We start from the raw sequence: 12460 nt of genomic DNA, 5'->3' as shown, positions 1-12460 counted from the left end.
TATCCAACTTTCGGTCAGACGATCGAGAACCGTCGTTGCTGAGAAGAAAGTGTTGTGTGAGTGCGAGATTCGAGAAGGCTCACGGCCGGAATCAGTGTATGGGAAGGCTAACCTCATTTGAGGCCAACCGAAACCCCTTGTGCGGCAGATCACAGCACCGACAGATCAACGTATTCCTATGTGGCAGTGTGCTTTAACGATTGATTACCTTCGGATTCGATGGGTCAGCTCAGCCGGTCGGCCGCGGCGTATGAGCCGGATTCGACTACCCGTCCGTCGTCGATCACGAGTACGTCCCGACAGTATCGGGCCGCGAGTTCCAGATCGTGAGTGATCACGATCAAGCTCGTATGTCGCTCGTGCATTGTCCCGCGAAGCACATCCATGACGGACTGCGCGGTAGCGGCATCGAGCGCGGATGTCACCTCGTCGCAGATCAGGACGTCGGGTTCTGCAGCCAGTGCGCGCGCGATCGAAATGCGTTGGCGCTGACCACCGGAAAGTTCGGAAGGGTAACGAGCGGCGAATGCCCCGGTGAGCCCCACGGTGGCGAGCAGCGCGGTGACCGTGCTGTCGAGGTGGGCCCTACCTCGGACACCCCGACGCCGCAAGGGACGGGCGAGGGTATGTCCCACGGTGTGAGCGGGATTGAGTGTCGACAGCGGGTTCTGCGGGATGAGCTGTATCCGGCCGCGCAGCGACCGTGGCCGGCGGGCGATCGGTAGTCGGAGCGGGGCATCGTGAAGCCGCATCGTTCCCGTCGCGGCCGGTTCGAGGCCGGCGAGCACCCGCGCCAAAGTCGTTTTCCCGGCTCCTGATTCGCCGAGGACCGCGGTCGCCTCACCAGGGTGGACCGAGAGATCCACACCCGCCAGAACAGCTCTACCGCCACGGACGAGACCGAGGCCGGATGCGGACAGCACGGCGGAACCGCGTGGAGTCTCTGCCGTCGTGGCAGTGGTGTGCACCCTGGTGGTGACGGGGACGCCCAGGTGCACGGTGTGATCCGCGAGTTCGTGCAAGACCGTGGTGTCGTGACCGGACACCGCGACTGCGACACCGGTATCGGCGAGACGGCGCAGGACGTCGGCGACTTCGTGCCGCACACGCCCGTCCAATCCGGCGAACGGTTCGTCGACAAGAAGCACGTCGACACCTCGTATCAGGGCCCGGGCGAGCGCCACCCGCCGCTGCTGGCCGCCCGAGAGGGCGCCCGGACGGCGATGAAGAACCGAGGCGGGTAACTGCACACGCTCCAGGACGCGGGCCGGTTCGTCGGGGTCGCGGGTGGCCGCGACTTCGCGGAGCAGCGCGCCCACTCGCATAGTGGGGTTCAGGGCCGATCCGGGATCCTGCCCCACGAAAGCCAGGTGTGCCCGGCGGAGTCGACGCAGGGGTTCGGGCTCCATCGTCAATACGTCGTGCCCCAGCACCCGGAGACTGCCGGACTCGCGGCGGGCTCCGGCCGGAAGGTATCCGACGACCGCCTGCAGAAGTGTCGTTTTTCCCGATCCGGATTCACCGGTGATTGCGGTGACCGTGCCGGGGCGCAGGGTGATCGACCCGTCCTGCAGGAGCGGCGCCGCCGTGTCGGCGGCGGTGATGGTCAGATGTTCAGCGACCACTGCCGGATCCGTCATACGTTTACCCCCTGCCGGCCGGTCCGGGCCGAGGCGATGGCGAGATTGACGCTGACCGCAAGCAACCCGATCGCGAGGCTGGGTGCGAGAACCGACCACGGGTTGAGCAGTGCCCCGGAGCTGTTCTCCCGCACCATCAGCGCCCAGTTGGAATCCCCGAGCGCCGTCGGCAACTGCAGGAACGCGGCAGTACTCACGAGGTACATTGCCTCCACGAATCGGAGGCCGAGCTGGGTGGTCACCGTGGCGCGCAGGTTCGGTAGGACTTCATGGAATACGAGATACGCCAGGCGCTCGCCACTCGCAGCGGCGACTTCGATGTATCCCGACGCGGCGACACCACTGGCGGCGGCGGCGAAAACCCGTGCGGTGTAGGGAGTACCGACGACCACGGCGATCAAAACCAGGCCGGCGGCGCCCGAACTCGGCCACGACAGCATCACCAGCAAAATCGCGAGGATCGGCGGAAGCAACATCAGGGCGTCGGTGGACCGTTCGATGATTGCGCCGACCCGGGGCCGCAGGGCCGCCACGGTACCGATGACGGCCGCCAGCGTGGTGACGAGGACGGCGATCACCGCGGCGAGCACGAGCAGTCCCCACCCCCCGACGAGGAGATGCGTCAGTACGTCCTGGCCGAGGTGATCAGTGCCCAAGGGCGCCGCCGCAGACGGCTCGGCGTAGGGAATGTCCACACCGGCGTCCACAGCATGCGGTGCGAAGAAGGGGCCGAGTACCGCCAGCGCGATGACGGCGGCAGCGGGCAGCGCGAGCAGCGCAGGACGCATCCAGGGCCGGCTCATGCACGCCCCCGGACCGACCACGCACGCAACAGGTCCGCGGCCAGCAGTACACAGGTGATAGCGGCACCGGTCAGGGCGACCACCGAGGCGACCAGTGCCGCGTCACGGTCGGCGACCGAACCGGACAGGACGGAGCCGATGCCGGGATAGTTGAAGATCGTTTCGACTACCAGCGCGCCCCCGAGCAGCATTCCGACGGAGGTGGCCAGGGAGGTGGCGATGGTCGGTAGCGCGATCGGCAGGATATGGCGTAGCAGTACGTGCCGGTGGGGCAGGCCGTCGAGGACGGCGGCGAGCACGTGTGGCGCCTGCGCGGCCTCGTGCAGGGCTGCGCGCGTCACCCGAATGTTCCACCCGGACTGGGGGATTGCGAGAGCGACGACGGGCAGCACCAGCATGGAGGAGTCCAGGGGGCCGCCTGCCGAATCGGTGATCGTCACGGCCGGAAACCAGCCGGTTCCCAGCGAGAAGGCAAGGACGAGCAGGGTGGCGATGACGAATTCGGGAACCGCGATCACCATCGTGGTGGCCGGTGACAGGACGCGGGCGCCGGCACTGCGTGGGCGCAACGCCCACAGGGCACCACCGAGCAGCGCCGCCATGGTGGTCAGGGCCAGGGCGAGCCCCCCGAGTAGCAACGTGCTCGGGAACTTGGACGCGAGTATCTCGGTGATCGGGGTGCCACGCACGGTGGTTCCGAGGTCACCCGTGAGCAGCCCCTTGAACCAGATCACGAATCGCACCGGCAGTGCCCGGTCGAGTCCCAGCGCCTGCTCGGCAGCCGAGATCTGTTCCTCGGTGGCATCGCGGCCGAGGGCTGCGCGCGCCGCGCTGCCCGGGAGGAGATCGATGGCGACGAACACGAGGACCAGGACGAGTACCAGGATCGACACCCGTTGGGCGAGCACCACCGAGACCCGCGTCCCGAGAGTGGTGAACCGACGGGCGTCGGCCGCCACGACTGTGGCGGCCGACGCGGCCGTGGTGGTGGACTCGCTCAACTCGACAGCCAGGTCTTTTCCAGTTGTACGCGTCCGTATCCGCCGAGTTGGGGCAGGCCCTGCACCTTCGAGGAGGCGACGTCGACTCCGTCGGCCATGCCCCACACCAGGTAACCGCCTCGTGCGTATTCGATCTCCTGCAGAGTGCGACTCGCCTTGGCGTAGGTGTCGTCGTCAGGAGCCGCCAGCGCCTCGAGGTAGGCGGCGTCGAACTCGGGATCGCGGAACCCGGATTCGTTCCACTTGGTGCCCGAATACATCACCTTGCTGGCGAAGAAGATGACCGAGTCGTTGGTGCCCCAGTTCGCCGTGTACAGCGGAGCCTTCAGCCACGTTTCGTCGTAGAACGCGTTGGCATCCTGCGTGACCACGTCGATCGTCACACCGATGTCCCGGGCCTGGGTCGCGAACAGCTTCGCGGAGTCGACCTCGCCTGCCGCTTCCTCCTTGGTGAACAGGGTGTACGTCCGGCCGGTATCGAAGCCGGCCTCGCGGAGCAGCTGCTTCGCCTTCTCGATATCGCGGCTGCGCTGTTTCAGCGACCAGTCGTAGGTGGGATCGCCGGTGCCCAGCACGTCGTTGGCGACGGTGCCGTACCCGGACGTCACCTGCTTGACCATGGCGTCCCTGTCTACGGCGAGTCGAAGTGCCTCGCGCACCCGGGGATCGGCGAACGGACCGTCGGACGTGCGCATCACGATCGGGATCACGACGTCGTTGGGACGGCGCACCACCGTGAGGTTGTCGCGCCCGTCGGCGGTGCGGCCCGCCACGGCTCCGACGTTGGAGGCGAGGTCGATCTGCTGAGCAATCACCGCGTTGGCCATCGCCGTGGTGCTGTCGAAGCGCGTCACCTCGATGGCCTCGAGTAGCGGGGTGCCACCGTGCCAGTTCTCGTTGCGCACCAGGCGCGCGTTCCCGTCGCGGTACGACTCCAGCTTGAACGGTCCCGTACCCACCGGCGTGGTGAAGTCGGTGGTGTCCTTCTTCACGACGAACGTCATCAACCGCAGCAGGAGGGGAAGCTCGCGGTTCGGTGCGGCGGTGGTGATCACGACGGCCGAGGGGCCGTCGGGGACGATGTCCTCCACGGAGGCAACAGGAACCTTGGTCTCGCCGGCGATTTCTCGCAGGCGCCGCAGCGACCACACCGCGTCCTCGGAGGTCACCGGTGTTCCGTCGTGGAACGTCGCGCCCTCGGCGAGCGTGAACTTCCACTTGCGGAGATCCTCGAGCTGGGTCCATTCGGACGCCAGGCGCGGTGCCACGTTGGGGTTTTCGCCGGGGACGGTGAGGGCGTCGTATACCAGCGAGGTGATCAGGAAGTCGCTGTCATTGCTCAGCGTCTGATGGGGGTCGCGTTCGATCTTCGACGGCTGCCCCAGTGCGCCGACCCGCAACGTGCCACCGGAACTGGGGTTTCCGGATCCCCCCGAAGACTCGGAGGAACTACAGGCAGCAAGGGCGATCAACGCCGTCGTGCCGAGTCCGGCAGAGATGAATTGCCGACGGGAGAAAGTCACGTGTGCACACCTTCGAGTTCAACGAACACCAACAAAGCATGGAATGCATAACCTAACTTGTCGGTGCATGTAAACAGGGCGGTACTTTCCGGCGTGATGCGCCGCCGGGGTCTCGCATGGGTGCAGTCGCGACTGTTTCGGGTGCGCCCCCGTTGCGTCGACGCAACGCGATGCCTGGCTGAGCGGGAAAAATCCCGAACGGCGTTCAAGTCACGCGTGGAACTGGACGGGTGACAAGGTTATGGCAGCTCGAAGTTCGACTGTGATCGAACTCACAGCACTCGACTTCGGTGGGCGGAAACCGAGACTTCGGTAATCCGTAACTTCGCCTCACCGGGTAGCGCCCTCGACCCCCGGTTCATCTATGAGCCCGGTGACTCAGCGGGCGAGTATCTTCGGCTGCACCACCGGGGTGGTCAGTGTGCCCGAGGTGAGGAAGTCGTCGAGGTTGCGCAACGTGAGCGCCTCCATGGCGGCTCGAGTTTCGACGGTGCCGCTCGCGACATGGGGAAGAAGGACGACGGTGTCGAGTGCTAGTAGCGCCTCGGGAGTGTGCGGCTCGTCGGTGAATACGTCGAGACCCGCCCCCGCCAGGCGTCGTTCGGTGAGCAACTCGACGAGTGCCTCTTCGTCCACGACCGTGCCGCGGGCCACGTTGATCAGATAGCCGTCGGGACCGAGCGCCTCGAGCGCGGCGCGGTCGACGAGCTTCGCAGTGCCCTGACCTCCCGCCGCTGCCACCACGAGTACGTCGACGCCAGCGGCGAGTTCCACGACCGAACCGACGTACGTGTACACAGAGCCGGGCACCTCGTGCCGATTGTGGTACGAGATCGAGCAACCGAATCCTTCGAGTCGGGTGGCGATCGCCGAGCCGATTCGCCCCAGCCCCACGATGCCGACCCGGGCGCCGCTCACCTTGCGGGTGAGGGGGAAGTTGCCGTCCACAGGCCATCGCCCCGCCCGCACGTAGCGGTCGGCGGCCGAGAACCCGCGAAGGGTGTCTATCAGCAGCCCGACCGCGGTGTCGGCAACGCAGTCGGTGAGGACGTCCGGAGTGTTGCTCGCTCCGATGCCGCGTTCCGCGGCGAGCGCGACATCTGTTGTGTCGTAACCGACTCCGAAGTGCACGATCGCCCCGAGTCGGGGGAGGGCGGTCATCAACGTCGCATCGACTCCGGTCCGGCCGGACGTGACCACCGCAGTGACGGACTCGGCGTGCTCGCGCAGGAAATTCGACTGCCCGGCGCCCATGGGGAGGTCGAGCGCGTCGTACCGTTCCGTCAGCGTCGCCGCGAGGGAGGGCTTCAGCGGTCCGACCTTCAGTACTCGGCCGAGGCGAACATCCTGGGCCGCAATCGAATTCGGAGAAGCCTCTGCCGTTGCCATTCAGTCCTCCTCGCACGAGGTGGAGCGAGTCTCCACGCATCGGGATACTCGAACGTTAAGCCGGGTCCCAATGCCTGTCCAACACGTAAATAACATGGACCGATACCGAAACGGCATGATTGTCGGCCACTCTGACGACGGCAAGAGGGAGCGCCACCGGATATCCGCCGGTCACGGGCCTGCGCGAGGGTGATCGCAGTCTCCTCGGCGGGCATCATGTGACGGGGCTCACCTGGCCTTTTGGCGAAGCAACCTCGACTTTCCGCTGTTGACGCTGTTCCGAGCCGCTTCTAGCGTGTGTCTACCGTCACAGGCGGGCCCTCTTCATTCGCGGACAGTCGCGACACATCCTACGGAGGACACCATGAGCCCTGCACGTTCGTTGCAGCAGGGAACCCGTTACCGCGCCGCCATTGCAGCCACAGCCGCGATGACGGTGTCGGCGCTGGCCGCCGGCTGCTCGGTGGCCAATTCGAACCACAGCGATGCCGCCAGCCCCGACACGCTGCGCATCGTGCTCCCCCAGGAGCCGCCCACGCTCGAACCCTGCGACGCGTCCCTCACTTCGACCGGTGTCGTGGTGCGGTCGAACATCACCGAACCCCTGGTCGAGCGCAACGCCGACACGGGCGACCTCGAACCGAAACTCGCCGAGTCCTGGGAGCAGACGTCCGGGAACGTGTGGACGTTCCGCATCCGCCCCGGTGTGACGTTCAGCGACGGCAGCGTGTTCGACGCCGCGGACGCCGCCTTCTCGATCGACCGGGCCGTCAACTCCACCATCGGCTGCGATGTGGACGGGTACGTCTTCGGTGACGACGCGCTGGTGGTCGCGGCGGTCGACCCCGGAACGGTAACGGTGACGACGCCCACCGCCGATCCCATCCTTCCGCTGCGGATCTCGTTCGTGGAGATGGTGCCCACCACCACGGACGCGCAGGACAAGGTGCGGGAACCCATCGGAACGGGTCCATACCGGGTGGACTACTGGGACCACGGTCAGCGCCTGTCGCTGGTCCGGAACGACACCTACTGGGGTGCGAAGCCCGAGTATGCGCGCGCGATCTACCAGTGGCGCACCGAGGGCAGTGTGCGCGCCGCCATGGTCACCAACGACGAGGCGGAACTGGCCACCTACCTGGGGCCGGAAGACGGGGCGGGCGACCTGGGGGTCGCGTACCCCAACAACGAGACGGCGGCGCTGCGGATGCAGGCGAACGAACCGCCGCTCGACGACTACCGCGTCCGCGAGGCGATCGATTACTCCGTCAACCGCAGCGGCATCGTCAAGGCGCTCTTCCAAGGGCTCGGCGATCCGGCTGCGCAGCTGGTCGGCAGCAGCATCGTCGGTTTCGATCCGGATCTGGAGCCCACACCGTATGACCCCAGCCGGGCGGCCGCACTCGTCGCCGAGGCGAAGGCCGACGGCGTCCCGGTAGACAAGGAAATTCGGTTGATCGGCCGCACCGGTCAGTTCCCGAAGATCAACGAGACCATCGAGGTCATCCAGAACTCGCTCAGCGAGGCGGGTCTCAACGTCAAGATCGAGATGATGGACACGGCCGGGCAGATGCAGTACCAGATCCGCCCGTTCCCCGACGCCGGTCCGGTGCTGCTGATGATTCAGCACGGCAACCAGGCGGGTGATGCGCAGTTCACCGTCGACCAGTACATGCGCAGTGACGGTTACCAAAGTTATTTCGGCACAGACACGTACGACGCGCGGATCGACGCGGCCGAAGCGCTCGTCGGGGACGCCCGCCAGGACGCCTTCGCGGCGGTTCTCGCGGACGAACCGACAGAGCTCCGCCAGTTCGCGTACATCGCGCACATGAATGCGGTGCTCGCCAAGTCGCCGTCCGTCCGGTACGAGCCGAACTCGGCGACGGGAGACGAGATGCGCTTGAGCGAGATGACCCGCGCCGACACCGATGCGAGCAGTTAGCCCTCTCCCCAGCCCACCCGGAGGAATCCTGATGTCCCGACCGATACCGTCCGAAAGGCGGTGACCCGTGTTCGCATTCCTGCGCCGACGCGTGTACACCAGTCTCGTTCCACTGCTCGTCGTGCTTTTCGGTGTGTTTCTCCTCGCCCGTCTCACCGGTGATCCGACCAACCTGTACCTGCCCGTGTCGGCCACACCCGATCAGCGGGCGGAGTTCGCCGCGGAGAACGGTCTGGACAAGCCGGTCCTGAGCCAGATGCTCGACTACCTCTCCGGGGTCGTCCACCTCGACTTCGGTGAGTCGCTGCGGACGGGCGAATCCGCCGCCGCCATGGCGTTGCGGGCCTTCCCCGCCACCCTCCAGCTCGCGTTCTTCACCATGCTGCTGGCGGTGATCGGTGCGGTCGTGATCGGGTGCTGGGCCGCGTACCGGCCCAACTCGCCGGCCGACCGGGTGTCGAGCCTGCTGTCGATGACTGCCGCCAGCATCCCCGACTTCTGGTTCGCCATCACCGGAGTGTGGATCTTCGCCGTGGTGCTCGGTGTGCTCCCCACGTCGGGAACGGGCAGTGCCCTGTCGTGGATCCTGCCGATCACCACGCTGCTGATCCGACCGCTCGGCGTGCTCACCCAGGTGGTGCGCGGTGCGATGGTGTCCGCCCTCTCCGCACCATACGTACGTCTTGCCCGCAGCAAAGGCGCCGGCGACCTGCGGGTGGTCACCCACCATGCGCTGCGCAACGCGGCCGCACCCGCTCTCACGGTGGCCGGCGACCTCACCGTCGGCCTGGTCAACGGCGCGGTGGTGGTCGAGGCGATCTTCGGGTGGCCCGGTATCGGCAAGCTGATGATCGACGCGATTCTGCAGCGCGACTTCGCGGTGCTGCAGGCCGCGGTCCTCGTCACCGCGGTCAGCATCTTCGTGCTCAACATCCTGATCGACGCCGGGTATGCGCTTCTCGACGCGCGTGTCCGCGAGAAGTCCAAGGTCTAGGAGGCCGCCGACATGTCCATCGACAACCCTCCCCGGGTGGACGAGCCCACCGCAGTCCCGTTGCCGAGCGAACCGGTCCCGACCGCACCCGGCAGGCCGGAGAAATCCGTGGCAGGGAAGATGCCGCTGTGGCGGCTGCTGCTGCGTGACCGGATGGCCACGGTGGCCGCGGCGATCCTGGTCATCGTGTTCCTGGTGGCAGTCTTCGGTCCCTGGCTCGTCGGTGACGCGGCCACGGACCAGGACCTCGAGAAATCCACCCTCGCGCCCTTCGACGTGACCAACGGCTGGATGAACATCCTCGGCACCGATCCGCTCGGCCGCAGCATGCTCGCCCGGCTCGTCGTCGCGTGCCGCACCACTCTTCTCGTGGCACTACCCGCGGTCGCGCTGTCCTGCGTGATCGGCTCGCTGGTCGGCATGTGGGCCGGCTACCACCGCGGATGGCGGGAGACGACGGCGATGCGAGTCGCCGACGTCATCATGAGCTTCCCCTCCCTGCTGATGGCCGTGGTGGTGCTGTACGTCTTCTCACCGAGTGCGGCGAACATCGTTCTGGTGCTGGCCATTACCCGCATTCCGATCTACCTGCGCACCGCCCGCGCCGAGTCGGCAGAACTACAGAGCCGGTTGTTCGTCGACGCCGCAAGGACTTTCGGCGCTCGCAGCGGAGCAATCATCCGGCGGCACGTGTTCCCGATCCTCCTGCCGACTCTCCTCACCGTCGCGACCCTCGACTTCTGCTACGTGATGCTCGCCGAATCCTCACTGAGCTTCCTCGGCATCGGCATCCAGCCACCGGACATCAGCTGGGGCCTCATGGTGTCGCAGGGCCGCACGTACCTGCAGACCGCGTGGTGGCTGTCGTTCTTCCCCGGTCTGGCCATTGTGATCACGACGGTGTCGGCCACCGTACTGGCCGCGTGGGCGCGCATTGCCACCGACCCGGGCCAGCGCTGGCGCCTGACCGTGCCCCGCTCGCGCCGTTCGCGCCTTCTCCCCACCCGAAAGGTCGTCTCATGAGCGCACCCGCAGCAGCCGTCGAATCTTCCGAGGTCGCAGAGACGGACCGTGTGGCCCTCCAGGTCTCGGATCTGACCGTCGACCTGCGTACCCCCGCAGGGACCGTCCGGGCCGTCGACACGGTGTCGTTCACCGCCCGCCGTGGTGAGACGCTCGCCCTGCTGGGCGAATCCGGGTGTGGCAAATCGATGACCGCCCAGGCACTCGTCGGTCTGCTCGAGCCGATCGCGGACATCACCAGCGGTTCGGTGCGCCTCGGGGAGGTGGATCTTGTCACCGCAAACACCAAGACCCGCCGCGCCCTGGCCGCCACCGAACTCGCCATCGTCTTCCAGGACGCACTGACCGCGCTGAACCCGGTCTACACCGTCGGTAAGCAACTGGCAGAGCCCTTTCGGCTCCACCGCGGTATGACGGCCAAACAGGCGCGCCGGGAAGCGATCGCCTTGATGCGCCGGGTGGGCATCCCCGAACCCGACTCCCGCGCCGACTCGTACCCGCACCAGTTCTCCGGGGGCATGCGCCAGCGACTGCTGATCGCCATGGCCGTCGCGCTCAGCCCGTCGGTACTGCTCGCCGACGAGCCGACCACCGCGTTGGACGTCACCGTGCAGGCACAGATCATGGCCCTGTTGCGCGACCTGCGCAGCGAACACGACATGGCGGTCGTCCTCATCACCCACGACCTCGCTCTCGTCGCCGAGGAAGCCGACCGCGTCGCAATCATGTACGCCGGCAACGTGGTCGAGACCGGCCCGGTGTCCGAGGTGTTCGCCCACCCGCGCCACCCGTATACCAAGGGCCTGCTCGATTCGGTCCCGGTGCGCGCGGTGCGCGGAGAAGATCTGAAGTCCATCGGCGGCACCCCGCCGGACCTGCATTCCATTCCCTCGGGCTGTGTCTACCAGGCCCGGTGCCCGCTGGCCCGCGATCTCTGCCGCACAACCCGGCCGCCGCTCGAGAAGGTCCGAGGAGCCGGCCGTCGATCCGCATGTCATTTCCCCGAGGAGGTAACCGGTGTCTGAGTCGATACTCGAAGTGCGGGGGCTGACCAAGACTTTCAAGGTCCCCGCCAACAAGGCAGGCAAGAACCAGCTACGCGCTCTCGACGGCATTCACCTCGACCTGGCTCGCGGTGAGACTCTCGGCCTGGTGGGCGAATCCGGTTGCGGCAAATCCACTCTCGCACGCACCTTGATGATGCTCGAGCGCCCGGACTCCGGTTCGGTGACGTGGGACGGGGTCGACCCGTTCTCGCTGCGGGGCAAGGATCTGCTGGCCCTGCGCCGCCGGGTGCAGATGGTGTTCCAGGATCCGTATGCCTCGCTGAACTCGCGCATGTCGGCGGGCGAGATCATCGCGGAACCGTGGCGAACCCACAAGAATCTGTACAAGTCGGGTCGGGACCGCACCGCACGGGTGCGGGAACTGCTGCAGCTCGTCGGGCTGCGGGCGAGTGACGAGAACCGGTATCCGCAGGAGTTCTCGGGCGGGCAGCGTCAGCGGCTCGGCATCGCACGCGCCCTGGCCCTGAACCCGAGCGTCGTCATCTGCGACGAACCGGTGTCGGCACTCGACCTCTCGGTGCAGGCCCAGGTACTGAACCTGCTGGGCGATCTGCAGAAGCAGCTCGGAATCTCGTACGTGTTCATCTCTCACGACCTGTCCGTGGTCCGGCACGTCGCCGATCGGGTGGCGGTGATGTACCTCGGGCGGATCGTGGAGACGGGTGCGACGGACGCCGTCTTCGACCGTCCCGCCCACCCGTACACGGAGGCGCTGATGTCCGCGGCGCCCAAGCTGGACGCCGCCTCGCGGAAACACCGGATCATTCTCGACGGCGAGGTGCCCTCGCCGCTGAACCCGCCGTCCGGCTGCCGGTTCCGCACCCGCTGCGCCCACGCGACCGACGTCTGCGCGAGCACGATTCCTCCGAAGGCGGTGGACGTGCGAGAGGCACACCACGTCGCCGAATGTCACCATCCCCGCGGTCGTGCGGAACTGGGCATGCCACTCGCGGTCGGGTGAGCGACGCCAGCCGGGGACGTCAGGTGACGTGATGCACGATGTGCATCGATCGATGCTCAACAAGTGTTGGACACGTATCGATGGCCGCCCATACGATTCTTGTGAGCCGCGTCA

General features: G+C 66.7%; 10 protein-coding genes. 5 read left to right on the top strand and 5 right to left on the bottom strand.

Features of this window, described 5'->3' with window-relative positions; genetic code table 11:
* Positions 1-224: 224 nt before the first annotated feature.
* The 5 genes from JQT59_RS04645 to JQT59_RS04625 all read right to left on the bottom strand — a co-directional run bounded on the left by JQT59_RS04645 (position 225) and on the right by JQT59_RS04625 (position 6356).
* Positions 225-1640: an ABC transporter ATP-binding protein gene (locus tag JQT59_RS04645; RefSeq protein WP_213574918.1), complete on the bottom strand. Its 1416-nt coding sequence runs from the start codon at positions 1638-1640 to the stop codon at positions 225-227.
* Positions 1637-2443: an ABC transporter permease gene (locus JQT59_RS04640; protein ID WP_213574916.1), complete on the bottom strand. Its 807-nt coding sequence runs from the start codon at positions 2441-2443 to the stop codon at positions 1637-1639. Before JQT59_RS04640 ends, JQT59_RS04645 begins: the two co-directional genes overlap by 4 nt.
* The gene (locus JQT59_RS04635; RefSeq protein ID WP_249354121.1) at positions 2440-3444 is read right to left on the bottom strand and encodes an ABC transporter permease; all 1005 of its coding nucleotides are present in this window, start codon (positions 3442-3444) and stop codon (positions 2440-2442) included. Before JQT59_RS04635 ends, JQT59_RS04640 begins: the two co-directional genes overlap by 4 nt.
* Positions 3441-4967 carry an ABC transporter substrate-binding protein gene (locus JQT59_RS04630; protein WP_213574914.1) on the bottom strand — a complete coding sequence of 509 codons (1527 nt, stop codon included), beginning with the start codon at positions 4965-4967 and terminating at the stop codon, positions 3441-3443. The genes JQT59_RS04635 and JQT59_RS04630 overlap by 4 nt, the downstream gene beginning before the upstream one ends.
* A gap of 378 nt (positions 4968-5345) precedes the next feature.
* Positions 5346-6356 (bottom strand): 2-hydroxyacid dehydrogenase, encoded by a 1011-nt coding sequence (locus JQT59_RS04625; protein WP_213574912.1) that lies wholly within the window; start codon positions 6354-6356, stop codon positions 5346-5348.
* A 364-nt stretch (positions 6357-6720) separates the two neighbouring features.
* Here JQT59_RS04625 and JQT59_RS04620 point away from each other — a divergent pair, with 364 nt between their 5' ends.
* The 5 genes from JQT59_RS04620 (at position 6721) to JQT59_RS04600 (ending at position 12346) form a co-directional block, all read left to right on the top strand.
* Complete coding sequence (locus JQT59_RS04620; protein WP_213574910.1) at positions 6721-8301, top strand: ABC transporter substrate-binding protein; 1581 nt, start codon at positions 6721-6723, stop codon at positions 8299-8301.
* 67 nt (positions 8302-8368) lie between these two features.
* On the top strand, positions 8369-9295 hold the full coding sequence (locus JQT59_RS04615) for an ABC transporter permease (protein WP_213574908.1): 927 nt from the start codon (positions 8369-8371) through the stop codon (positions 9293-9295).
* A gap of 12 nt (positions 9296-9307) precedes the next feature.
* Positions 9308-10318, top strand: coding sequence for an ABC transporter permease (locus JQT59_RS04610; protein WP_249354119.1), 1011 nt, complete (start codon positions 9308-9310; stop codon positions 10316-10318).
* Positions 10315-11343: an ABC transporter ATP-binding protein gene (locus tag JQT59_RS04605; RefSeq protein ID WP_213574906.1), complete on the top strand. Its 1029-nt coding sequence runs from the start codon at positions 10315-10317 to the stop codon at positions 11341-11343. The genes JQT59_RS04610 and JQT59_RS04605 overlap by 4 nt, the downstream gene beginning before the upstream one ends.
* Complete coding sequence (locus JQT59_RS04600; RefSeq protein ID WP_213574905.1) at positions 11336-12346, top strand: ABC transporter ATP-binding protein; 1011 nt, start codon at positions 11336-11338, stop codon at positions 12344-12346. Before JQT59_RS04605 ends, JQT59_RS04600 begins: the two co-directional genes overlap by 8 nt.
* Positions 12347-12460: the final 114 nt, after the last annotated feature.

Source organism: Rhodococcus sp. USK13 (genome assembly GCF_018343855.1).
Classification (GTDB): domain Bacteria; phylum Actinomycetota; class Actinomycetes; order Mycobacteriales; family Mycobacteriaceae; genus Rhodococcus_F; species Rhodococcus_F oxybenzonivorans.
Note: the sequence above shows the minus strand (reverse complement) of the source record. Positions and strands in the feature narration are given on the sequence as shown.

Bases quoted from the DNA above. Each gene is read 5' to 3' on its own strand.
- JQT59_RS04645 (WP_213574918.1), bottom strand. From the start codon at position 1,640: ATGACGGATCCGGCAGTGGTCGCTGAACATCTGACCATCACCGCCGCC.
- JQT59_RS04640 (WP_213574916.1), bottom strand. From the start codon at position 2,443: ATGAGCCGGCCCTGGATGCGTCCTGCGCTGCTCGCGCTGCCCGCTGCC.
- JQT59_RS04625 (WP_213574912.1), bottom strand. From the start codon at position 6,356: ATGGCAACGGCAGAGGCTTCTCCGAATTCGATTGCGGCCCAGGATGTT.
- JQT59_RS04620 (WP_213574910.1), top strand. From the start codon at position 6,721: ATGAGCCCTGCACGTTCGTTGCAGCAGGGAACCCGTTACCGCGCCGCC.
- JQT59_RS04610 (WP_249354119.1), top strand. From the start codon at position 9,308: ATGTCCATCGACAACCCTCCCCGGGTGGACGAGCCCACCGCAGTCCCG.
- JQT59_RS04605 (WP_213574906.1), top strand. From the start codon at position 10,315: ATGAGCGCACCCGCAGCAGCCGTCGAATCTTCCGAGGTCGCAGAGACG.